This is a genomic window from Flavobacterium sp. GNP010 (assembly GCF_056428945.1).
The window spans coordinates 40,260-62,210 of record NZ_JBWJVK010000021.1; the positions used below are offsets into that span (position 1 = coordinate 40,260).

The window sequence follows — 21,951 nt, forward strand, 5'->3', positions numbered from 1 at the left end:
ATTCGTTAATTTTGAAAAACAACTTTAACCAAATGATTTTTAAGTATTTAAATTTTTAGAAAATGAGCAAAGGACCAATCAGTCAGTTTATTGAAAAGCATTACTTGCATTTTAATTCTGCATCTTTAGTTGACGCAGCTAAGGCATACGAACAACAATTAGCAAATGGTGCAAAAATGATGGTGAGCATGGCTGGTGCTATGAGTACTGCCGAGATTGGAAAAATATTTTCCGAAATTATTCGTCAAGATAAAGTGCATATTATTTCTTGTACAGGTGCCAATCTTGAAGAAGACATTATGAATCTTGTAGCTCACTCTCATTATGAAAGAGTTCCAAATTATCGTGATTTAACTCCTCAAGACGAATGGGATTTACTAGAAAGAGGTTTGAATCGTGTTACTGATACTTGTATACCAGAACATGAAGCTTTTAGACGTTTACAAAAACACATTTACAAAATTTGGAAAGATGCTGATGATAAAGGAGAACGCTATTTCCCACATGAATTCATGTACAAAATGTTACTTTCTGGAGTTTTAGAAGAGTACTATGAAATAGACTTAAAAGACAGTTGGATGTATGCTGCTGCAGAGAAAAATTTACCTATTATTGTACCGGGTTGGGAAGATAGTACCATGGGAAATATATTTGCATCGTATGTAATCAAAGGAGATTTAAAAGCTTCTACGATGAAATCCGGTATTGAATATATGGTTTTCTTATCAGATTGGTATCCAAAAAATAGTTCAAACGGTATCGGTTTCTTTCAAATTGGTGGCGGAATAGCTGGAGATTTCCCAATTTGCGTAGTGCCTATGTTGTACCAAGATATGGAAATGCACGATGTACCTTTTTGGAGTTATTTCTGTCAAATTTCTGATTCAACAACTAGTTACGGTTCCTATTCTGGAGCAGTGCCAAATGAAAAAATTACTTGGGGTAAATTAGATATAAAAACACCAAAATTTATTATTGAATCTGATGCTACTATTGTAGCGCCTTTGATTTTCGCTTATTTATTAGATCTATAGAATATTTTTTATGAAAAGAGTAATTGTTGATTACGCAAAACTTACCAATGCAATTTTAAATCTTTTGGTTGACAAATTTCCAGATGGTTATGATGATTCAAATATTATTAGTTTTAGAAATGCTAAAAATGAATTGATTGAAGCAGTTGAAGTACGAACTGAAGACACTATTTATTTAGTAAAAGTGAGCACAAAACTGGCTGACAGAATTGAAAATTATGATGAGGATGATGAAATAATCATTGATGATGTTGTTGAGCCTATAAAAGGACTTGACTTAGACGATGATATTGATGATGATGACGAGGAGGATAATGACAAACCAGATTCAGATTTAGGAGATGATGAAGATGAGGATTCTGATGAAAAGGATTATTCTGATGATGATGATGACGAAGATGAGGATTAATTAAACTCAAAAAATACCTAAAAGGAACTCAATCACGAGTTCCTTTTTTTTTCCTTTAGAACTAAAATAGTTGCCAAAATGACTCAAGAAATTTTACACGCCAAATTAAAAGAGAACTTCGGCTTTGAAAAATTCCGGCCCAATCAAGAAGATATTATAAATTGCATACTTTCAGGACAAGATACATTAGCTATAATGCCAACGGGTGGTGGTAAATCAATTTGTTTTCAATTACCCGCATTACTATTTCCGGGAATTACGATCGTAATCTCGCCACTAATTGCCTTGATGAAAGATCAAGTTGATGGGCTAAAAGCGAATGGAATTGAAGCCTGTTTTATCAATAGTAGCCAAACCGAAGACGAAAGACAATTTTATATAGAAAGCTTGAAATCAAACGTTATTAAGCTGGTTTACATTGCTCCTGAAAGCTTGTCTTTTTTGGACAATATTTTCAATAGTTTAAACATAAGTCTTATTGCTATTGATGAAGCGCATTGCATTTCATCTTGGGGACATGATTTTCGGCCAGCTTACACAAATCTTGGATATCTAAAAAATCGCTTCCCTTCTACTCCAATTTTAGCTTTAACTGCCACTGCCGATAAAGCTACTCGTAAGGACATTAGCCAACAATTAAACTTAAAAAATCCGAAACTATTTGTCGCTTCTTTTGATCGAAAAAATTTAAGCTTAGAGGTGCGTCCCGCTTTAGAAAGAGTCAAACAAATTATAGATTTCATCCAAGAGAAACCAAATGAATCAGGAATCATTTATTGTCTCAGCAGAAAAACAACGGAAGAACTTGCTGAAAAACTACAAAAGTTAGGTGTAAGTGCAAAAGCTTATCACGCTGGTTTAGATAATGCAATTCGCTCGAAAACACAAGATGAATTTATCAACGATGATTGTAAAGTGGTTTGTGCAACCATAGCTTTTGGAATGGGTATTGACAAATCTAATGTTCGTTGGGTAATTCACTATAATTTACCAAAAAACATAGAAGGGTATTATCAGGAAATTGGTCGCGCTGGTCGCGATGGTTTGCCATCAGAAACCGTATTATTCGAAAGTTATGGCGATGTGATTCAACTGCAAAAATTTGCCTCTCAAGGTTTAAACGCAGAAGTGCAACTGGCCAAACTAGAACGAATGAAACAATATGCCGATGCGTTAAGCTGTCGCAGAAAAATATTGCTCTCCTATTTTGGTGAACTCGTTACAGAGAATTGTGGAAATTGCGATATTTGTAAAAATCCACCACTATTTTTCGATGGAACCATACTTGCTCAAAAAGCATTATCGGCAATTATTAGATTACAAGAAACCGAACCACTGCCTGTAATTATAGACTTTTTGCGCGGTTCTAAAAACGCTTATATTTATGAAAAAGAATACCAAAACCTAAAAACTTATGGTGTAGGTATTGATTTTTCATGGTACGATTGGAATCAATATTTGATACAATTGATAAATCTTGGCTACTGTGAGATTGCTTTTCATAAACAAAATAAAATTCGGCTTACTAGTTTAGCTAAAAAAGTTTTATTTGAAGGTGAAAAAGTACAACTGACAACGGTTCAGAAAATCAATACTGAGAAGCAAGAAATCACAGAAACGAAAAGCAAAACAGTAGCTAATTCACTTTTTAAAACCTTACGAAAATTACGTTATGAAATTTCCAAAGAAGAATCCGTTCCTGCTTATGTAATTTTTAGTGATGCGGCTTTGCGCCAAATGGAAACTGAAAGACCAATGAGCGACACCGAATTACTAGCAATTGATGGTGTTGGTAAAGCAAAACTAGAAAAATATGGCGATGCTTTTATAAAAGTTATTCAAGATTTCCAGAAAGCAAAAGGTACTAAAAAGAAAAAAGAAGCCACAACCTACAAAGAAACATTGGAACTTTATAAAAACGGATTGACTGTTGAGGAGATCGCTCAAAAAAGAAAATTAGGATTAAGTACTATTATGTCCCATTTAGCTAAACTGTATGTTGACGGAGCAGAAATAGATTTGGATTCGTTTATCTCAAAAGAAGAAGTTTCGCAAATTGCCGATGCTCAAATAAAACTGGAATCACCAAATGCTTTAAAACCCTATTTTGATTATTTTGAAGAAAAAATAGATTATGGAAAAATCCGATTGGCATTAGCAATATTAGAAAAAGAGAATGCTGTACATTAAACCTACGCTATGATTCAATCTTTTCAACCATATGTTGATTCACAAACCGAAATTTTGATTTTGGGCACAATGCCAGGTATTGCTTCGCTTGAAAAACAGGAGTATTATGCACACAAAAGAAATCATTTTTGGAGAATACTGTACACGATTCTGAACGCTATGCCAATATCTGAAATATTCGAAGAAAAAATACAGGTACTCCAAGCGAATAAAATTGGACTTTGGGATGTTTTAGAGAATTGCGAGAGACAAGGAAGTTTAGACATTCATATCAAAAACCAAAAGGAAAATGATTTTGAATCTTTATTTAGACTGTTCCCCAATATCAAAACAATTGTCTTTAATGGTAAGGAAAGTCATAAATACTTTTGTAAAAAATTTGGACAAATAAAAGGCATCACCTATCATGTGATGCCCTCCACTAGTCCTGCTAATACAATGAGTTTTGAAAACAAGCTCAAATTGTGGTCAACTTGTTTTTAAAAACTATAAATATCTTTCTTGAAAAATATTCAGATGGTGTTTTTGATGTCCAATCATAATAAAACCTATTGCTCGAACTGAAACACCTACATTTGAGGCAATTCCCATTCTTTTTAATTGATCTTCTGAAAAACTTTTAAAAAGAAACAAATTCGAATGACGCACCGCAGAAAATTCAGCTAATAAATCTTGAATACTTCTAGCTGTTGCTTCGGTATTATTTACATAGTAATTCTCATCAAAACCTGGCAATGGGGTTTGATCGTTTCTGGAAATTCGCAAGGCTCGATAACCAAAAATTCGTTCTGTATCTATCACATGCTGGATGATTTCTTTGATGTTCCACTTGCCTTCAGCATATCTGTAATCAAATTTATCCATTGGAATGTTTTGCACAAAACGAATGAAATCATGAAGCGAAATTTCTAATTCTTCAATCAAATTAACAGCTCCAAGCGCGTTTAAATAAGGCGCATAAAAGGGAGCATATTCTGAAGTAGGTAAATGTGTTGAATTCATATTATCTGTTATTTAAGCTGAGTTTCTACTGGCGTTTGTATTCCCAAAAAGCGAACGCGTTACTATTTTTTCGTATACTTTAATCAATGCTTCATCGGGCATTTCCGCTTTATTCAATTCGTTAATTCGTAACAAAGCATATTGTTGTATTGTTAACAATGGCAACACTATACGTTCTCTAACTTGTATAGATGCTTTACCATCTGGATAATTTTCCATTAATTCTTTGTGACCTGCAATTTTTAAAAGCAATCGTTTTGTTTCTAAAAATTCATCATAAATAATTTGCCAAAATGCTCCAAACTGAGGATCTTTTTTCATGTAAGCCGTTAGAGGGAAAAATGATTTAGCCAATGACATCATACTGTTTTCTAGCAAGGTTTTAAAGAACAGGGAATCATCATACAAATCTTGTACTTTATCCCATTGATTGGTTTCCTCAAAATATTTTAGCGCGGTTCCTACTCCAAAAAAACCAGGAACATTTTGCTTTAACTGACTCCAAGAACCCACAAAAGGTATCGCACGTAAATCGGCAAAATCTAAATGCTCCGATTTACTCCTTTTAGAAGGTCGACTTCCAATATTTGTTTTCGCATAATATTTCAAAGTACTCATTTGCTCCAAATAAGGAATGAATTTGGGATGATTTTTAAAACTCAAATACTTTTCATAGCCTAAACCAGCTAATTGATCTAAAATATCTTTTTCATGCGCAGATAATTCATTTTGTCCTTTACTAAAAACTTGATTAGTCACACCAGCACTCAATAAATTTTCTAAATTGTATCGACAAGAATCCAAAGTTCCAAAATTAGAACTAATTGTTTGCCCTTGAACTGTTATCTGGATTTCGTTGTTTTCAATATTTGGACCTAATGAAGCATAGAATTTGTGCGTTTTTCCTCCACCACGAGCTGGCGGTCCGCCTCGACCATCAAAGAAAATCGCTTTAATGCCAAACTTTCTAGAAATAGCTGTCAACGCCTCTTTGGCTTTATAAATACTCCAATTTGCCATTAAATAACCGCCGTCTTTTGTTCCGTCAGAAAAGCCAAGCATAATGGTTTGTTTGTTGTTTCGGCGAGCTAAATGTTCTGCATAAACAGGATTAGAATATAACTTCTCCATCATTTCATGTGCATTTTGCAAATCATCAACAGATTCAAATAACGGAATAATATCCACCGTAGGATTTTCCCAGTTACTCAGGCGGAACAATGCAAAGATTTCCATAACATTCAATGCACTGTCGTTGTTGCTTATAATATAGCGATTTGCACCAAATTCGCCATTATTCGCCTGAATTTCTTTAATAGTTTGAATAGATTCTAAGGTAGATCGTGTCATTTCATTATCAAAAACAGACGGGTCGATATTACCTTTAACTTTTGATAATATGGTAAATTTATCAGCTTCAGAAAGCTCATAATAATTCTTAGGAAAAACTAAAGTATTGGAATTAGAATACAATCCCACTACATCTTTGAAGACTAAATCGTGTATTTTACTATTTTGACGAATGTCTAATGAAGCAAAATGAAGCCCAAATAGATTCACTTTTATCAATAATGCATCCAGTTCATCCAAATACAAAGATTGATGTTGATCAATAATAATCTGCTTTATTTTATTTAATTGAGATTTAAAGTCCTCGAGAACAATGAAAATTTCTCCTTTTGAATAGAAAACAGATCTATAAAGCTTTTGTTCCAGTTCTGTTATTAAAGTATCTACCCCTGAGAAAGTTAACTTTCTTTTTAAATTTCTAATTTCAATATAATAACACTTCAAGATTGAGGTTCTCAAACGGTCTGCAACTTTTAAAGTAATTTCAGTAGTCACAAATGGATTACCGTCCCGATCACCACCAGGCCAAAAACCAAGTTTAATCAAGGGGTTTTGGATAGAATTTCCTTTGAAAAGGTTTTTTTGCAAATAATGAACCATCTCTCCAGAAGTTTGATAAAATACATTTTCAAGGTACCAAATTAAACTAACTGCTTCATCGTAAGGATTTGGCTTTTCATTTTTAATAAATGGCGTTTTCCCTAATTGAGCCAACAATTGCTTGATGTCGAGTAAGTTATTTTTCCGAATTGCATTCGTCAAATCATTAATAATACCAAGAACTGCTCCAGGATAAAACTGCGTAGGATGTGCCGTTAATACGGTCCTAACATTAAAATTTTCTAGAAAATCTATAAGCTCCTCTTCATTGTCTTTTGCATCTGCCTTCTCCTTAATGTCTCGCAAAGACCCTATTCCTTCCATATTGTTTACAACAGGAAAAGCAGCATCTTCGATAGCATCAAATAAAACAATTTGACGTTCTATGTACTGAATAAATCGAAACATCAGATCTATTTTATCCGTTTCGGAAGCGTTTTGCAAATACCTTTTGGCAAAAAAATCTACAATCTCCTTTGGTGTTTCTTGCTTTTTAAAACCAATTTCACAAACATCTGTAAACAACGGAAGTAAAACACCCGTACTATCAATAGAATCAAATGGTAACGTTATAAATACACTGTTGTAAATATGGTATTTTGAAAGAACATCTTGATTAAATCGTTCAATTTTAGGTAGTGTGTACATGGTTAGTTGTGGTTGGTTTAGTTAATTGTTCATAAAAAAACCCCAAGAATTAACTTGAGGTTCTATTTACAATATAGCGCATTCAAGATTAATTACATATTTTTGAAAATAGTATGCATCAAGCGCTTCTTATCATTAATGCTTTCCTCAAGTGAGATCATTGTTTCTGTTCTATAAACACCCTCAATATCATCTATCATGAAGATAACATCTTTAGCATGCTTGGTATCTTTAGCTCTAATTTTACAAAAAATATTGAATTTACCTGTGGTAACAGATGCTACTGTAACGAATGGAATTTCATTAATTCGCTCTAAAACAAATTTTGTTTGCGACGTATTGTTCAGAAAAACACCCACATACGCTATAAACGAATAACCTAACTTATCATAATCAAGAACTAATGAAGATCCCATGATGATGCCAGCATCTTCCATTTTCTTTACTCTGACATGTACAGTTCCTGCAGATATAAGTAATTTTTTTGCAATATCTGTAAATGGAACTCTTGTATTGTCTATCAACATGTCCAAAATCTGGTGATCTACTTCATCTAAACGAAATTTACTCATAACTCTTTAATTATCATTATTATTTACTTTAACAAAGTATAAAAATATACATAAAAACAACAAAAAGACATAAATATTAAATATTTATCATTCCGTTAACAATTTTTATGTTATTATCTAAATAAAAATCTGCTTTTTGATTTAATTTAGGAATGTTATTAAAATCATCTTTATAACTTGCTTCTTTAGCATCGTATTCAAAATGACCGAAATACCCTTCCAAATTTCCTATTTGAGAAATGTAGGCATTAAAAAAAATATCATTATCAATTAACTCTTCTTTATACTGAAGTGCAAAATTGGTGATTATTTCAATACCATCATAATTTATCTTGATGTTTTTATAGATAAAATCATAAAAAACGACTTTATTTTGAGGAATATTCAAGTATTTATTAATTCCGTTGCTAACTATAACGTTTTCGCTCAGCATGTTAAAACTAGAAATTAAAGCCATGAAAACATATTTTCGCGTTTCTTCACGTTCATAATCGTAAGAAAAATGTCCGGCTTCTATAAGAATAGTTGGAACTCCTAAATACTGGAACGTATCACCAATACAATTGAGATTAAAGGAATCATCAAAACGTCCGATTTGATTTGGTAAATATTCTTGAAGTATTTCATTTACACCAGCAATAAGATGAATTGCTTTTAATCGAGTGTCGTTAATTTCGCGATTCTCATTGTATGAAGGCGCTAAAAAAGATAGCGTTGCAGGTTTTCCAGTATCGCTTACGCCAAAAATAGTGCGCTGATCGTGAAGGTTAAAACAATAATCAGGTTTAAACTCTTCAAAAACAGCTCGTAAAAGCTTACTTTCTGGCTGTGTAAGTACTTGTGAATCGCGATTCAAATCAACTTTATTAGCATTTTCTCTAGTGTATAAAGCAGCTCCATCAGGGTTTAGCATTGGAATACAATAAAAGGTAAATGCATCAAGGAATTTTTGCTCGCTTTCTGAACCACCATGCAAGACATTCAAAAAATCAAACAAGGCTTTTGTAGTGGTAGCTTCATTACCGTGCATTTGTGACCAAAGAAATATTTTAGTTTTTCCTTTCCCTATTTGGTAGGAATAAATGGATTTCCCTAAAACCGATTTCCCAATAACTTTAAGCTGATTTGCCGTATTTAATTTTTCTAAAATCGGAACAATTGAGTCTAACGTAATGTATCGTCCGTGTATTGAATGTTCCTTATACCGATGAAATAATTCTTCTAAATTCATGCTACTTTATTTGATTTACAAAAGTAAACATCTTTATATTTACATTTGTAAACATTAAAAAGTGACCTAATTATATAAATGTAAACACTCTTTAGGCAGCTTCAATAGGGATCTGACTTTGTTTAGTAAACAATTAGTCTCATTTAAATTTTTATTAATTAATTAATATATTATCAAGTACTTGCGTATTGTTATTTAACTGATAAGTTACATCTTTTTACGCTCGTAATTCTATTTACAGTTGTGATTTTGGTATTTCAGTTCTTTTTAGTTACATTTGTAAATAGTTTTTTCTAAAAAAACAATTTACAATGGTAAACACAGAGGATTTTATAAAAAGGTTGGAAATTATTCTGGATTATTATAGCCTGAATGCTTCTGCTTTTGCAGATAAAATTGGGGTACAACGCTCCAGTTTGTCTCACCTCCTTTCTGGACGAAATAAACCAAGCTTGGATTTTATTCTTAAAATACTGGATGTTTTTCCAGATGTAGATTTGTATTGGATTTTGAATGGAAAAGGAAGCTTTCCAAAAAACACAGAAGAGTTTGATAAAAAAGAAAGTCGCGTTGAGCAAATTGTAAAACAAAATATTTATACCCCTCCACCGACTGAAATAATTACTGAGAATTTATTTTCGGAAATAAAAATACCAAATTCGATTCCAGTATTGGAAACAAAAAAAATAGAAAATCAAATTAACGATAAAGAATCGTATTCTGCTGCTATTGACAAAATCGTAATTTTTTATAAAAATGGAACTTTTAAAAGTTATGTCCCCGATTAAAAAAACAACCCCAATTCAGATTTCCAAATTGGGGTCATTCAAAAAAAAAAACTAAATTGTAATTCTGTTATCTAAGTACAAAAAATCAAGATTACTAATTTACTTCTACACGTTGCTTCGAGTAAACAGTACCATCAAAAAAAGTGAGCAAGCAAATATTTTTTTGTAAATATGTTTTTTAAAGACTTATTTACATTTACGAATAATTTAAAATTTTGGTTTTGATTTTTTTTAAACAAATTTAATTTTTTTTGACTGAATATCCTTTTGCCGATATTTTACCTTCAACACCTATAAAATGTTTCTTTAAAATTGCAATGTCACTTTCTATAGTTCCAGAAGGTAAAACTGGCATTCCAAGATTAACTTCTTTCTTACCAAAATCAAATGCGACAGGGATTATAGGAACATTTGCTTTTAAAGCGATATAATAAAATCCTGTTTTCAATTCGGTAACTTTTTTTCGGGTTCCTTCTGGAGCAACTGCCAAACGAAAAATTTCCTTCCTGTCAAAAATCGCTGCAATAGAATCGACTTTGTTTAAACCTCCAGAACGATCCAATGGTTCACCGCCCATATATCTAAAATAAAAACCAAATGGAAAACGAAATAATTCTTTCTTACCAACCCAGTTCATTTCTAATCTCGTTATTCCCCTTGTAAAAATCCCCAAGTAAAAATCATGGGCACTGGTGTGTGGCATCACCATCATAACACACTTTTTTATATTTGGATCAATACCACCAATAATTTTCCAGCCCATGAGTCTAAAAAATATCCATTCGTAAAATTGTTTCTTCATTCTTTTTTATTTACTGCAAAATAAAAGATTTAAATCTTATTTTTGGATAAACTGCCAATAATGATTAAAAAAATATTTAGCTATCTCCTTCCGATAAAAATTTACGAAACAAAATCAGTATTGAGTAAATCGCTAGAAGTGACTTGGGAAAATGGTGAATTAGTTTTAGACTCGGAAAATGCTAATTATTCGTATGGTAGTTTACAACGTATTTTAAGATTGGGGTTAAAAAATATTGGATACGAAAAAATAGCCGTCATGAATCAAATTCTTATTTTGGGAGTTGGTGGCGGAAGTGTTATCAAAACATTGGTTGACGAAATAAAATTTAAAGGAAGTATCACTGGAATTGAAATTGATCCCGAAATTATAAATATTGCAAATACCTATTTTAAATTAGACGAAATAAAAAATCTTACTATTGTAATTGATGATGCTTTTGAATTTGTTTTAAAAACTAAAGCCAAATACGATTTAATTATTATTGATATTTTTCAAGATACAACAATGCCTAATTTTTTATTTGAAACTTTTTTTACCAATAGGGTTTGCTCTCTTTTAAAAAGTCGTGGTTTTGTTCTTTTTAATACGATGCTATTAAATGACAGTCAAAATTTGCGAAATAAAAAATACGTCTCTGAGTTTTTCAAAAATGAATTTCAAATAAAAACCATTCCGAGAGTTGAAATTCATAATGAATTGATTGTAATCGAAAAATTAAATTAAATGTAAACTGTAAATGGTCTTCTTGAAACTTTACAATTCAATAGTCTTACATCGACACCATTATTTTGCACACTCCTATAATTATTTAATTCTCTGTTGGAATGAAAAAAATTTTAAAAAAATTGCTTCTTGGAAAAACGTCAAAGGGTTTTCAACCTAAATTTAATCCTATTCAAAAACGGATTCAGAATATTCAATCCATTTGGAATAACGATCATCAGGAAGATAATGGAATTGAAAAAATCGTTCGGTTAGTATTAGCTTCGTCTCAATTACTTTTTCCAGGAATATACATAAAATATTGGGCCAGCAAAAAAGGAGTCGAATATCAAGATTTAGCTTTGGATTTCTATGTCCTATTAAAAGTGGTTTTTCCAATAGTGATTTTAGTAAATCATTGGCAAAGCCATCAATGGATTATTTGGATTCTTGTTTATCTATTTTTAGAAACTGTTTTTTATATTCCAACGTTAATTTTTGCCTCTGATTTATTTTCAAAACCACGTTCGTACAAAAGGTCTATGTTGTTGCTTTTCTTTAATTATTTAGAGATCGCATTCGCGTATGCCGTATTTTATTCTATTGATCGATACTTAAACAGACCTTTCTTTCATTGGTTTGATGCTATTTATTTCAGTATTGTAACATCCTCTTCTATTGGTTATGGAGATTATTTTCCCATTACCACAATCGGGAAATTTCTAGTTACAACACAAGCCTTACTGTTTCTGTTTTTCATTGTGCTTTTCTTGAATTTCTTTTCCACTAAAGTAAAAACAAAAGGCTATTTCGATCACGAAAATCTAGAGTAATTACAGCATTTTTCTCGCTTTTTCTAAGTCTTCCGGCGTGTCTATTCCTATTCCAACATGTGTCGTTTCGACCATTCTAATTCGTTTTCCAAATTCCAAATAACGCAATTGTTCCAATTTTTCGGATGCTTCCAAAGATTGCATTAGTAAACTATAAAAATCCAATAAGGCTTGTTTTCTAAACGCATAAATCCCGATGTGTTGCATGTACCGAACGCCCACATTTTTTTCTCTTGGATACGGAATTACCGAACGCGAAAAGTACAATGCAAATCCATTTTGATCCACAACCACTTTTACATTATTCGGGTTATTTATGTCTTCTTCATTTGTAATTTCGCGCATCAACGAAGCTAAATCTACTTTTTTATCCAAATCATTTCTAAAAACTTCAATGACTTTTGCCAACGGTTCCGCATCAATAAATGGTTCGTCTCCTTGCACATTAACCACAATGTCAACGTCTAGATTTTCGACTGCTTCCGCGATTCTATCACTTCCAGATTCATGTTCTTTGATGCTTTTAATGGCTTTTCCATCGTGAGAAACGATTTCGTCATAAATTAAATCAGAATCTGTTACCACAAAAACATCATCAAACAATTGCGTGTTTATGGCTGCTTCATAGGTTCTTAAAATGACCGTTTTGCCTCCCAAATCCTGCATCAGTTTTGCGGGAAATCGTGTAGAAGCGTAACGTGCGGGAATGACTGCTATTATTTTCATTACTTTTTTATATTTTTGTCAAGATGATGCTAAGACACAAAGTTAAACGGATTTTCTGAAGAATTAAATTTTAATGATAAAGGATTATTTTAATAAAATAAAGCTGAATTTAAATTATAAAAATTAAAAACTCAAAAATTATTTATCTTAATTTTCGTAATTCCAAATTAGGCTTTCTTCTATTGATATAGCTTTATAAATTTGATATGCAAACTCAACTAATACACCGTTTAGATGTTCGAATTTTTTAATATCAAGTTCAATTTTAATTTGTTCATTATTTATCTCACAATAATTAAATAAATATTTGAAAATTTCAAAGTGATAATTCGTTTTTTTAATTTTAGTTTTATCAATTATAGATTTTGAATGAACTATTGAATGTCTTACTTCAGATAAAATGTTTATTAATTCACCAAATTTTATATTTACATTATTATTTTTTGAAAAATTCTGTAGAGAAGTATTTCCTATCCTTTTTACTAATTTATAAAGGTTTGCTCCTCCTTTTATATCCTCTCTTTTAATTTTTCCTTCAATACTAAATTTTCTCTTAATTATTTCTTGAAATTCTAAGTCACACTCTGTTTTATATAAAACACAGTCTTTAAAATATTTTTCAAGAGCTTCATAAGATTGAGAATAAATCAGACAAAATTCTCTTGATAAAATATTGAAAATTTCATTTTTATAGTTTTCTTTTAAAGTTTCTTTAGATATGCCAGAATGAAAAGGCAATGCCCAGCCATTATCCGTTTCACCTGTCCAATCGCTCAAAAATAATGAAGAAGTAGAAATATATGATGCTTCTTCTTCTGTGTATTTTTGACAATCTAAAATCAGAATTTTGTTTAATCTATTAGTGGTATGTTTGTAGTCAAGTAAAGTTGAAAAAAAATTATCAAGAAACTTTTTGTATTCATTTTTCATAATATTATTTTCTATTTTTTTTTAGTAAAAATGATACTAATTTTAATGATTCTGAAATAATAAATTAATCTCCGAATTATTTATATACAATTTTCTACATTATCTTAACCGAAGTCATACTCAATGAACCTGCCAATAACTTATCATTAAACAAACTGAGTTCTTCTTGTTTTCCCTTTAATCCCAAAGTATATAGTAAAGGTAAATAATGTTCTGGCGTAGGAATTGCTAATTGAAACGCCTTGCTTTGTTTCTCAAAATCAATCAATGGTTGAAAATTTATTCAACCGCATTCAATGGGCTTACATGTCCTAAAAACAAAACCGGCATTTTTTGGGTATTCGAAAAAGAGCCTGAAATTTTATGTAAGTCGTTTAAAGTATTCATAAACAATATATTTAAATGTTTTTTAAACCATTAAGAGATTTAAGAAGATTAAGATTTTGGAATTGTCACTTAATGAACCTTAATTTTCTTAATGGTTTAATTTTAAAATAATCATTCTACAAAATTCTCATCCTTAAAACCTATTAAATATAATTTATTTTTTGCTCGTGTCATTGCAGTATACAACCACCGAATATAATCCCTATTAATGCCATCAGGCAAATACGGTTGTTCTATAAAAACTGTATTCCACTGACCACCTTGTGATTTATGGCACGTAATTGCATACGAGAATTTCACTTGCAAACCATTGAAATATTCGTTGGCTTTCACTTTCTGGAATTTTTGAAATTTAGTTTCGCCTTCATAATCTTTCAGTACTTCCTGATACAATCGGTTGGATTCTTCGAAAGTTAAAGATGGCGACTCGCTTTTTATGGTGTCCATTAACAATACTGTTTCAAATGGAATCTGATTAGGATAATCGATCATTCTAATTTTTACTTTGGCAAACTTAAAACCATACAATTCTTTGATATTGAAAATTTCCAATATTTCGATGATATCACCATTGGCAATAAAACCCGCTTCATCCGAATCTTTCAACCAAAAATAATTGTTCTTAACCACCATCAGAAAATCGCCTGTGGAAAGTTCACTTTCTTTATCGAGGATTTTGGTTCTGATTTGCTCATTATATTGATTAGCTCTTTTATTGGAACGAACAATAAAAGCGGTGTCTTCTATACTATAATTACTGTAGGCAGAATTGATGGCATCTTGTATATCGTACCCATCGGTCAACCGAACAATATCCTTGAATTTTTTGACATCAAATTTGAATTCATCGATAAAAGAATCTTTTAATAACTCCCGAAGTTCCGTTGCGTTATGCAAAATTCCGGAATTTTCTTCCTGACGCATGACTTCATCCAACTCAATATGTTCTACTTCCTTATCATAATTCATTCCTAAAGTTTGAATATCTAATGCAGGACTTATGTCTAAATTTACGGGAGGCAACTGAGCCGTATCGCCTAATAAAATCATTTTGCAATTAGTACCTGAATAAACATACGAAATCAGATCATCTAATAAGGAGCCATTTTCATACAACTTAGAATCAGAATTCGTATCTGAAATCATAGAGGCTTCATCGACTATAAATATGGTGTTCTTGTGTTTGTTTTGTTGTAACGTAAACGAAACGCCACCACCCGCAGACTTCTTGGGAAAGTAGATTTTTTTATGAATTGTAAAAGCAGGTTTGTTCGAATAATTGGCAATTACTTTTGCCGCACGACCGGTTGGCGCGAGCAAAACATATTTTTTATTGATGTCTAATAAACTGTTTACAATAGTAGATATCACGGTTGTTTTTCCCGTACCCGCATATCCTTTTAATACAAAGATCGTTTTATTGTCTGTTTCGGTTAAAAAAATAGCAATTTTTTGAAAAAAAATATCTTGTTTATAGGTGGGCTGAAAAGGGAATTTTTTTTGTAAAAGACTATAAAACAGGGAGGAATTCATTTCGTGTTATTTGACTGCAAAGTAAAGAATGTTTTTTCAATTTCAATGTCAATAGCAATTTCAATTTTCAATTACTGCCATTGAATTTTGCTATTGTCATTGCTATTGCTCTTGTCATTGCAATTGAGTTTTGTAATTGATTTTTGCCATTGCAATTGATATTGTTATTGATTTTTAAATTTGTAAGTTTGCGTTGTTGAAAAAATCAATAGTATTATGGACATTGCCGAAAAAAAATATAAAAAACTTTCCATTCAAGTTTCCTTGACTGGACTTTCTTTTTGTTGTTTTGATACGCTAAATAATACGGTAACTTCCTTTAATGAAGTGCATTTTGATACCTTTCATAAAGCCACAAAAATTGAAGATTTGTTTGCTAATGCTTTCATTAATCATCCGGAATTAAAGGATTCTTATGATGAAATTCTGGTGATACACAACAACAATCTTTCTACTTTTGTTCCAGAACCATTATTTGATGAGAACTTTTTAGGCAGTTATTTGCAATACAATACTAAAGTTTTTGAAACTGATTTTTTCGCTTTTGATGAAATTCCAAACTATCAAATGAATGCAGTTTACATTCCCTATGTAAATATCAATAATTTTTTTATTGACCAATTTGGAACTTTCGATTACAAACATGCCAATAGTATTTTAGTTTCTAAACTTTTGATTGCCTCCAAAAATAAGGATGATAAAAAAATGTTTGTACATATTAATACAGGGCATTTTGAAATCATTGTAGTTCAGAACCAAAAACTAATTCTTTTCAATTCTTTTGACTACAAAACGCCAGAAGATTTCTTGTATTATATTTTATTTACGGCTGAACAATTGAACTTAAATCCCGAAAACTTCCCATTGGAACTAATCGGAAATATTGATACCGAAAGCGATTATTTCAAAATCGCTTACCAATACATTCGCAACGTTTCCCTCATTGATGTGGAAGATTTGCGATGGAACAATTATTTTTCTGAGGCCGAAAACAGAAATCATTTTATACTTTTCAACTCATGAGAATCATTTCAGGAAAATACAAAGGAAGACGCATTTTTCCACCAAAAGGATTGCCTGTTCGTCCCACAACCGATATGTCTAAAGAAGCATTATTCAATGTTTTGAACAACCATTTCAGTTTTGAAGGACTTAAAATATTAGATTTATTTGCCGGAACAGGAAATATCAGTTACGAATTTGCCTCAAGGGGAAGTACGCCAATCACTTCTGTTGATGGTGATTTTGGTTGTGTAAAATTCATCAAGCAAGTGGCAACCGAATATGATTTTAATATTGCCGCTACAAAAAGTGATGTTTTCACCTATTTAGAAAGATGTAAAACGTCTTATGACATTATTTTTGCAGATCCGCCTTATGCTTTGGACCAAAAAACGTTCGAAAAAATTATCTTATTAGTTTTCGAAAAAGAACTGCTTAATGAAGAGGGAATGATGGTCATCGAACATTCTAAATATACCAAACTAGATCATATGATTCACTTTTCGTTTCAGAAAAGTTACGGAGGTTCTATTTTTAGTTTTTTCGAAATTGGTTCTGGTGATAAAGAAGATTCTGAAAATGAATCCGACCAAAACGAAGGTGAAGAAGAATAATTTAGATAGTATATAAAACAGAAAAGCTCTTGAAATTGCAAGGGCTTTTCTGTTTTTAATAACCATTTAAAATAACTATTTACCAATTACCCAACCCAAAGTAAAGTTTAAAACTGGAACTAATTCACTGTCATTTTTGTCAAAATTATAACCAACACCCATATTCAAATCAAGGTTAAAATTCCCTTTATACGTTCGTTGAAAACCCCAAACCGGAGCTACAGTAATCGATGCATTTTGAGGTAAAAAGTTATCATTAGTAGAAATTGATTTGAAATTATAAAAAGCGGCCATAGCTACAAAACCGCCTGAATTATGAGAAGTGACTTTACCCTTTTCTGCCCTTTTCTCTAAATTATAATAATGACGAAACTGCTCATTAATGTAAGGATAAAAGGTCCAGGTATTCCCAAAACTATTCGATGTATATCCAAAACCTAAACTCAATTCTGAGTAAAGTGTATTTTTATCACTTATACCATGTTCGTAAACAAATCCGGGAAGAAGTGCGTTAATTTTAAATTGGCTTTTTTCTACAGCAGGTTTTTCTTGTGCATTAGAATGTGACATTGTCATTAAAATAAAAAGAGCTACAAAAGCTGCTTTACCATTTTTAGGTACCGATAATTGCATATATAGTTATTATTAAGTTCTCGATAAATCATTTATATAATATCGGACGCAAACATTAAACTAAATTTTAATTTATAAGAATTTTATTTAAAAAACAAATTCAATTTGTCGCTAACTTCTCTAATACCATTTGGTAAATAGGCGTTGCAACCCCAAATTTTACTGCTTGATCCACCACATATTTTGTCAAGGAAACTACTTCAGTATTTCTACCAGCCAATAAATCTCTGTGCATCGATGAAGTCGCGTCTTTTGGAGTTTTTTCGAGTTTAATAACCGTTTGAGCAACAATATCATCTGGCAACGTAACCCCTTTTGCATTAGCGACAGCAGTAATTTCGTTTAACAGTGACCTATAAATGGCTTTGTTTTCAGGGTTGTTTAAAATCTCGCCTATGTTTACATTCAAATAGGTAGTAGCTGAAGCTAATGCTGAAATAAAAATAAACTTTTCCCAAACCGTTTCTTCGATATTTTCCACAAGGTAACTTTCGATATTGGCATTTTCAAAGATGGATTGCAATACATTTAATTTGGAAACCGGAGCATTTTTAGAACCAAAAAATAGTTTTTCATACACACCTATTTTTTTGATAATACCCGGTGACTCAATCATTGCAACAATATACACACAACCTTGCAAAACAGTATTTTCAGAAAACAACTTTTGTATTCGCTCCGTGGCATCAACACCATTATATAAAGGTAAGAGTATCGTGTTTGGAGTAATACAATTTTTTATAGATTCTAAACTGGTTTCAATATCATAGGTTTTAGTGGCGCAAATAAGATAATCAAGTTTGCCTATTTCTTTAGGAACATTCGAAACTAAACTAGGAAAAGCAACTATTTCAGTAGTATCAGCTATAATTTTCAATCCATTTTTGGCTATTGCTTTTTGGGTTTCGCCACGTGCAATAAAAACGATTTCGATTGCATCTGATTCAAAATAAGCTTTAGCTAATAATCCTCCAAAATAACCACCTACTCCACCCAATCCTAAAATCCCAATTCTTGTTTTCATACAACTAATTTAAAAACAAAACCATCAAGAAAATTAGAAAATTAAGCCTTGGTACTTAATGAAACTAAATTTCTTAATGGTTCTATGTTAGATTTCACAATCTTTAATTTTATTAAACTTTTAATAAAAAAATGCAGACCTATAAGCCGGATTCTGTCCCCGAAAAATCGGAGCCTTATCATTTATCTAGATCACACATTACTGCGTGACTCAAGCTATCTACCCTTCAGCAACGAACGAGACGCCCTTAAATGCTGATATACTTGATATTTCACCGCATAGAGTTTACCTGGTTTCACTACAGCATTACCTGTACATACTTTCTGTTGCACTTGTCCTAATCCCGATAAATCGGAACCGACGGGTGTTACCCGCTATGCTTCCCTTTGGTGTCCGGACTTTCCTCTTTATTCCGAACTCGATTCGGAACCTGAAATCAGGTGTTGAAACAAGTTCAACATTAAGCGATAAGGCGGCCTGCGCGACAAATTTACACTATTTAATCCTTTTTTTTGTTTACTGTTACTTACTTTAACAAGCCTTTTACAATCAATTCATAATAAAACAGTTACCTTTAGTAAATAACTAAAAAATCTCTATTATGTCAAATATGTATCACTATGCCACCGTTTCTAAAGCCTTAGACGATTTGAATGAGATGGGATTTACCTATGATTTTAATATTCATGAGGACGATATTGTAAAAAATCCAAGCCATTATGAAATTCAACATATTTATCGATACGAAGGCGATAGTAATCCAGATGATGAAGCAACTGTTTATGGCATCAAATCAACTTCGGGTAAAAAAGGTGTGTTTGTAGCGGGATATGCAGCAAATTCCGAAAACGGTGCCGCAAGAGTTTTAATCGATCTCACTATAAAAGATAGAAATTCTTAATTGTTTCTATCACTTTAAAATAGTGCAAATAAACATGCAAAACATCCCTTTTAATTAGGAGTTTAATCCAGCTATTCGTTTCAATCTTATTCGCTATCCCGAGGTTTCGGGACCGGCGCATAAGGATTTTCACTGCAAACGAGTTCACTGAACTCCAATAAAATTATGGTACTGTGAAGTAATCTGAGCTAGGGTATTTGGGAAACAAAAACCATTCTGAAAATTATAAAATCTTTCAATCCTTAAATTTTTGCATCTTTAAATTAAAACCTATATTTGCTTTCGAATAAAATTTCTATGGAACAATTTGTTGTATCGGCTCGTAAATACCGTCCTCAAACATTTAAAGATGTTGTAGGACAAAAAGCCATTACCAATACTTTATTGAATGCCATAGAAAGCAATCACTTAGCTTCAGCATTGTTATTTACAGGACCACGTGGTGTTGGAAAAACAACCTGCGCCCGTATTTTGGCTCGAAAAATAAACCAGCCTGGATATGATGATCCTAATGAAGATTTTGCTTTTAATGTTTTCGAATTAGATGCCGCATCCAACAACTCCGTTGATGATATTCGAAATCTAATTGACCAAGTTCGAATTCCGCCACAAACGGGACAATATAAAGTTTACATTATTGATGAGGTTCACATGTTGTCTTCGGCAGCATTCAATGCTTTCTTGAAAACATTAGAAGAACCACCCAAACATGCCATTTTTATTTTGGCTACGACCGAAAAACATAAAATTATTCCAACGATACTTTCTCGTTGTCAGATATTTGATTTCAAGAGAATTACCGTAAAAGATGCTAAAGAACATCTTGCGGAAGTAGCTACCAGTCAAGGTGTAGTTTTTGAAGATGACGCTTTGCATATTATTGCTCAAAAAGCAGATGGTGCCATGCGTGATGCTTTGTCAATTTTTGACCGAGTAGTTTCTTTTTGTGGAAAAGATTTAACACGTCAAGCCGTTACGGAGAATTTGAATGTGTTGGATTATGAAACCTATATCAACATCACCGATTTAATCTTGGAAAACAAAATCCCAGATTTATTGATGTCTTTCAACGAAATTCTGTCTAAAGGTTTTGATGCACACCATTTTGTGTCTGGTTTAGCTTCTCATTTTAGAGATTTATTAGTTTCAAAAACACCTGCAACTTTATCTTTATTAGAAGTAGGAGAACAAGCACAAAAAATGTATGGCCTGCAAGCACAAAAATGCAGTCAAGACTTTCTTTTAAAAGGAATTGAAATGGCAAATGATTGTGATTTGAAATACAAAGTGAGCCAAAACCAGCGACTTCTTGTTGAACTTTGCCTGATGCAACTTGCCTCTATCACTTTTGATGGAGAAAAAAAAAAGTTGACCAATTTATAATTCCTCCTACTTACTTTAAAAAGAGCGATTACTCTATCGTTGAAAGTCCAAAAGTTAAAATAGAAAGCTCTACAATTAATCCAATTGCGGCAGCAACTCAAGAAAAAGAACCAGAAGTTATAGTTGTTGCTCCTACAATACCAGCTCCTACTCCCGCGATTAAAATTGATATTCCACAATCTAATGAACCAAAGGTTTCTGCTTTTTCATTAGCCAGCATTCGTGCCAAAAAAGCATTGGAAGAAAGCACCAAAGGGATTGTTAAAGAAGTGGCTCACTTACCAACAGAGTCGTTTACAGAAACTCAAATGTTATTGCATTGGAACAAATATGCGCAACGTTTAGGAGATAAAGGGTACAAAATTATGGAGTCGTTATTGCTTATTAACGACCCTAAATTAAACGGAACTTCCATCACTATTGAATTGCCAAATGAAGGTTCTAAACTAGATTTCGAAAAAGAATTAAATGGACTTTTAGGACATTTAAAAGGGCATTTGCACAATCATGATATCACAATTGAAGTTATTGTGAATGAAAGTATTGAAAGTAAAAGAAGCTTTAACGACCAGGATCGATACAACAGACTACATGAAATAAATCCAAATATTGAACTTTTACGATCAACATTTGGATTAGATTTAGATGCCTAAT

At 32.0% G+C, this 21,951-nt stretch carries 23 protein-coding genes, 1 other RNA gene and 1 pseudogene; 12 read left to right on the plus strand and 13 right to left on the minus strand.

All coding sequences use genetic code 11. The annotated features are described in order from the left end of the window. Window positions 1-62 precede the first annotated feature (62 nt). From AC061C_RS10300 to AC061C_RS10315, 4 genes are all read left to right on the plus strand, one after another. Window positions 63-1,034 carry a deoxyhypusine synthase family protein gene (locus tag AC061C_RS10300; protein ID WP_309755696.1) on the plus strand — a complete coding sequence of 324 codons (972 nt, stop codon included), beginning with the start codon at window positions 63-65 and terminating at the stop codon, window positions 1,032-1,034. A 10-nt stretch (window positions 1,035-1,044) separates the two neighbouring features. Beyond that, window positions 1,045-1,443 carry a DNA primase gene (locus AC061C_RS10305; protein ID WP_478291103.1) on the plus strand — a complete coding sequence of 133 codons (399 nt, stop codon included), beginning with the start codon at window positions 1,045-1,047 and terminating at the stop codon, window positions 1,441-1,443. A gap of 78 nt (window positions 1,444-1,521) precedes the next feature. Further along, complete coding sequence (gene recQ / locus AC061C_RS10310; protein WP_478291104.1) at window positions 1,522-3,633, plus strand: DNA helicase RecQ; 2,112 nt, start codon at window positions 1,522-1,524, stop codon at window positions 3,631-3,633. A 9-nt stretch (window positions 3,634-3,642) separates the two neighbouring features. Next, window positions 3,643-4,116, plus strand: a complete 474-nt coding sequence (locus tag AC061C_RS10315; protein ID WP_478291105.1) for a DNA-deoxyinosine glycosylase — start codon at window positions 3,643-3,645, stop codon at window positions 4,114-4,116. Window positions 4,117-4,119: 3 nt separating this feature from the next. Here the strand turns inward: AC061C_RS10315 and AC061C_RS10320 are convergent, their stop codons facing one another. From AC061C_RS10320 to AC061C_RS10335, 4 genes are all read right to left on the minus strand, one after another. Continuing rightward, the gene (locus tag AC061C_RS10320; protein WP_309755703.1) at window positions 4,120-4,635 is read right to left on the minus strand and encodes a DinB family protein; all 516 of its coding nucleotides are present in this window, start codon (window positions 4,633-4,635) and stop codon (window positions 4,120-4,122) included. A 12-nt stretch (window positions 4,636-4,647) separates the two neighbouring features. After that, window positions 4,648-7,233, minus strand: coding sequence for a phosphoenolpyruvate carboxylase (locus tag AC061C_RS10325; protein ID WP_478291106.1), 2,586 nt, complete (start codon window positions 7,231-7,233; stop codon window positions 4,648-4,650). A 92-nt stretch (window positions 7,234-7,325) separates the two neighbouring features. After that, the gene (locus AC061C_RS10330) at window positions 7,326-7,805 is read right to left on the minus strand and encodes an Lrp/AsnC family transcriptional regulator (protein WP_114755272.1); all 480 of its coding nucleotides are present in this window, start codon (window positions 7,803-7,805) and stop codon (window positions 7,326-7,328) included. A gap of 76 nt (window positions 7,806-7,881) precedes the next feature. Next, window positions 7,882-9,036 carry a M14 family metallopeptidase gene (locus AC061C_RS10335; RefSeq protein WP_478291107.1) on the minus strand — a complete coding sequence of 385 codons (1,155 nt, stop codon included), beginning with the start codon at window positions 9,034-9,036 and terminating at the stop codon, window positions 7,882-7,884. A 311-nt stretch (window positions 9,037-9,347) separates the two neighbouring features. On the opposite strand from AC061C_RS10335, the gene AC061C_RS10340 reads away from it, so the two are divergent. After that, window positions 9,348-9,824, plus strand: coding sequence for a helix-turn-helix transcriptional regulator (locus tag AC061C_RS10340; RefSeq protein ID WP_478291108.1), 477 nt, complete (start codon window positions 9,348-9,350; stop codon window positions 9,822-9,824). A gap of 241 nt (window positions 9,825-10,065) precedes the next feature. Here the strand turns inward: AC061C_RS10340 and AC061C_RS10345 are convergent, their stop codons facing one another. After that, a complete protein-coding gene (locus AC061C_RS10345) occupies window positions 10,066-10,626 on the minus strand; it encodes a 1-acyl-sn-glycerol-3-phosphate acyltransferase (RefSeq protein ID WP_478291109.1) in 561 nt (186 codons plus the stop codon). Between the two features lie 60 nt (window positions 10,627-10,686). Here AC061C_RS10345 and AC061C_RS10350 point away from each other — a divergent pair, with 60 nt between their 5' ends. Continuing rightward, window positions 10,687-11,352 (plus strand): spermidine synthase, encoded by a 666-nt coding sequence (locus tag AC061C_RS10350; RefSeq protein ID WP_478291110.1) that lies wholly within the window; start codon window positions 10,687-10,689, stop codon window positions 11,350-11,352. A gap of 101 nt (window positions 11,353-11,453) precedes the next feature. Next, on the plus strand, window positions 11,454-12,164 hold the full coding sequence (locus AC061C_RS10355) for a potassium channel family protein (protein WP_478291111.1): 711 nt from the start codon (window positions 11,454-11,456) through the stop codon (window positions 12,162-12,164). On the opposite strand, the gene kdsB is transcribed toward AC061C_RS10355, so the two are convergent. The 4 genes and pseudogenes from kdsB to AC061C_RS10375 all read right to left on the minus strand — a co-directional run bounded on the left by kdsB (window position 12,165) and on the right by AC061C_RS10375 (window position 15,740). Beyond that, a complete protein-coding gene (gene kdsB / locus AC061C_RS10360) occupies window positions 12,165-12,890 on the minus strand; it encodes a 3-deoxy-manno-octulosonate cytidylyltransferase (RefSeq protein ID WP_478291112.1) in 726 nt (241 codons plus the stop codon). Window positions 12,891-13,037: 147 nt separating this feature from the next. After that, window positions 13,038-13,820 carry a hypothetical protein gene (locus AC061C_RS10365; protein ID WP_478291113.1) on the minus strand — a complete coding sequence of 261 codons (783 nt, stop codon included), beginning with the start codon at window positions 13,818-13,820 and terminating at the stop codon, window positions 13,038-13,040. A gap of 94 nt (window positions 13,821-13,914) precedes the next feature. Beyond that, a pseudogene (locus tag AC061C_RS10370) lies at window positions 13,915-14,100 on the minus strand (4,5-DOPA-extradiol-dioxygenase); the annotation flags it as partial. Window positions 14,101-14,318: 218 nt separating this feature from the next. Beyond that, window positions 14,319-15,740 (minus strand): ATP-dependent DNA helicase, encoded by a 1,422-nt coding sequence (locus AC061C_RS10375; RefSeq protein WP_478291114.1) that lies wholly within the window; start codon window positions 15,738-15,740, stop codon window positions 14,319-14,321. A gap of 216 nt (window positions 15,741-15,956) precedes the next feature. On the opposite strand from AC061C_RS10375, the gene AC061C_RS10380 reads away from it, so the two are divergent. Continuing rightward, window positions 15,957-16,763, plus strand: coding sequence for a DUF3822 family protein (locus AC061C_RS10380; RefSeq protein WP_478291115.1), 807 nt, complete (start codon window positions 15,957-15,959; stop codon window positions 16,761-16,763). Next, on the plus strand, window positions 16,760-17,356 hold the full coding sequence (locus tag AC061C_RS10385) for an RsmD family RNA methyltransferase (RefSeq protein WP_478291116.1): 597 nt from the start codon (window positions 16,760-16,762) through the stop codon (window positions 17,354-17,356). Before AC061C_RS10380 ends, AC061C_RS10385 begins: the two co-directional genes overlap by 4 nt. A gap of 75 nt (window positions 17,357-17,431) precedes the next feature. Here the strand turns inward: AC061C_RS10385 and AC061C_RS10390 are convergent, their stop codons facing one another. From AC061C_RS10390 to rnpB, 3 genes are all read right to left on the minus strand, one after another. Beyond that, window positions 17,432-17,989, minus strand: coding sequence for a hypothetical protein (locus AC061C_RS10390; RefSeq protein ID WP_478291117.1), 558 nt, complete (start codon window positions 17,987-17,989; stop codon window positions 17,432-17,434). A 100-nt stretch (window positions 17,990-18,089) separates the two neighbouring features. Beyond that, window positions 18,090-19,013, minus strand: a complete 924-nt coding sequence (locus AC061C_RS10395; protein WP_478291118.1) for a ketopantoate reductase family protein — start codon at window positions 19,011-19,013, stop codon at window positions 18,090-18,092. Window positions 19,014-19,139: 126 nt separating this feature from the next. Beyond that, window positions 19,140-19,497: RNase P RNA component class A (rnpB, locus tag AC061C_RS10400), an RNA gene on the minus strand. 117 nt (window positions 19,498-19,614) lie between these two features. Between rnpB and AC061C_RS10405 the strand changes: the two genes are divergently transcribed. Both AC061C_RS10405 and dnaX read left to right on the plus strand, forming a co-directional pair. Next, the gene (locus AC061C_RS10405; protein ID WP_309759011.1) at window positions 19,615-19,914 is read left to right on the plus strand and encodes a hypothetical protein; all 300 of its coding nucleotides are present in this window, start codon (window positions 19,615-19,617) and stop codon (window positions 19,912-19,914) included. Between the two features lie 297 nt (window positions 19,915-20,211). Further along, entirely contained in the window at window positions 20,212-21,297 is a 1,086-nt protein-coding gene (gene dnaX, locus AC061C_RS10410; protein ID WP_478291119.1) for a DNA polymerase III subunit gamma/tau, read from the plus strand. 97 nt (window positions 21,298-21,394) lie between these two features. On the opposite strand, the gene AC061C_RS10415 is transcribed toward dnaX, so the two are convergent. Then, window positions 21,395-21,547: a hypothetical protein gene (locus tag AC061C_RS10415; protein ID WP_478291120.1), complete on the minus strand. Its 153-nt coding sequence runs from the start codon at window positions 21,545-21,547 to the stop codon at window positions 21,395-21,397. Here AC061C_RS10415 and AC061C_RS10420 point away from each other — a divergent pair. Continuing rightward, window positions 21,534-21,950, plus strand: a complete 417-nt coding sequence (locus tag AC061C_RS10420; protein WP_478291121.1) for a DUF8439 domain-containing protein — start codon at window positions 21,534-21,536, stop codon at window positions 21,948-21,950. The genes AC061C_RS10415 and AC061C_RS10420 overlap by 14 nt on opposite strands. The last annotated feature ends 1 nt before the right edge of the window (window position 21,951 follow it).

Bases quoted from the DNA above. Each gene is read 5' to 3' on its own strand.
- AC061C_RS10300 (WP_309755696.1), top strand. From the start codon at position 63: ATGAGCAAAGGACCAATCAGTCAGTTTATTGAAAAGCATTACTTGCAT.
- AC061C_RS10305 (WP_478291103.1), top strand. From the start codon at position 1,045: ATGAAAAGAGTAATTGTTGATTACGCAAAACTTACCAATGCAATTTTA.
- recQ (WP_478291104.1), top strand. From the start codon at position 1,522: ATGACTCAAGAAATTTTACACGCCAAATTAAAAGAGAACTTCGGCTTT.
- AC061C_RS10315 (WP_478291105.1), top strand. From the start codon at position 3,643: ATGATTCAATCTTTTCAACCATATGTTGATTCACAAACCGAAATTTTG.
- AC061C_RS10320 (WP_309755703.1), bottom strand. From the start codon at position 4,635: ATGAATTCAACACATTTACCTACTTCAGAATATGCTCCCTTTTATGCG.
- AC061C_RS10325 (WP_478291106.1), bottom strand. From the start codon at position 7,233: ATGTACACACTACCTAAAATTGAACGATTTAATCAAGATGTTCTTTCA.
- AC061C_RS10330 (WP_114755272.1), bottom strand. From the start codon at position 7,805: ATGAGTAAATTTCGTTTAGATGAAGTAGATCACCAGATTTTGGACATG.
- AC061C_RS10335 (WP_478291107.1), bottom strand. From the start codon at position 9,036: ATGAATTTAGAAGAATTATTTCATCGGTATAAGGAACATTCAATACAC.
- AC061C_RS10340 (WP_478291108.1), top strand. From the start codon at position 9,348: ATGGTAAACACAGAGGATTTTATAAAAAGGTTGGAAATTATTCTGGAT.
- AC061C_RS10345 (WP_478291109.1), bottom strand. From the start codon at position 10,626: ATGAAGAAACAATTTTACGAATGGATATTTTTTAGACTCATGGGCTGG.
- AC061C_RS10350 (WP_478291110.1), top strand. From the start codon at position 10,687: ATGATTAAAAAAATATTTAGCTATCTCCTTCCGATAAAAATTTACGAA.
- AC061C_RS10355 (WP_478291111.1), top strand. From the start codon at position 11,454: ATGAAAAAAATTTTAAAAAAATTGCTTCTTGGAAAAACGTCAAAGGGT.
- kdsB (WP_478291112.1), bottom strand. From the start codon at position 12,890: ATGAAAATAATAGCAGTCATTCCCGCACGTTACGCTTCTACACGATTT.
- AC061C_RS10365 (WP_478291113.1), bottom strand. From the start codon at position 13,820: ATGAAAAATGAATACAAAAAGTTTCTTGATAATTTTTTTTCAACTTTA.
- AC061C_RS10375 (WP_478291114.1), bottom strand. From the start codon at position 15,740: ATGAATTCCTCCCTGTTTTATAGTCTTTTACAAAAAAAATTCCCTTTT.
- AC061C_RS10380 (WP_478291115.1), top strand. From the start codon at position 15,957: ATGGACATTGCCGAAAAAAAATATAAAAAACTTTCCATTCAAGTTTCC.
- AC061C_RS10385 (WP_478291116.1), top strand. From the start codon at position 16,760: ATGAGAATCATTTCAGGAAAATACAAAGGAAGACGCATTTTTCCACCA.
- AC061C_RS10390 (WP_478291117.1), bottom strand. From the start codon at position 17,989: ATGCAATTATCGGTACCTAAAAATGGTAAAGCAGCTTTTGTAGCTCTT.
- AC061C_RS10395 (WP_478291118.1), bottom strand. From the start codon at position 19,013: ATGAAAACAAGAATTGGGATTTTAGGATTGGGTGGAGTAGGTGGTTAT.
- AC061C_RS10405 (WP_309759011.1), top strand. From the start codon at position 19,615: ATGTCAAATATGTATCACTATGCCACCGTTTCTAAAGCCTTAGACGAT.
- dnaX (WP_478291119.1), top strand. From the start codon at position 20,212: ATGGAACAATTTGTTGTATCGGCTCGTAAATACCGTCCTCAAACATTT.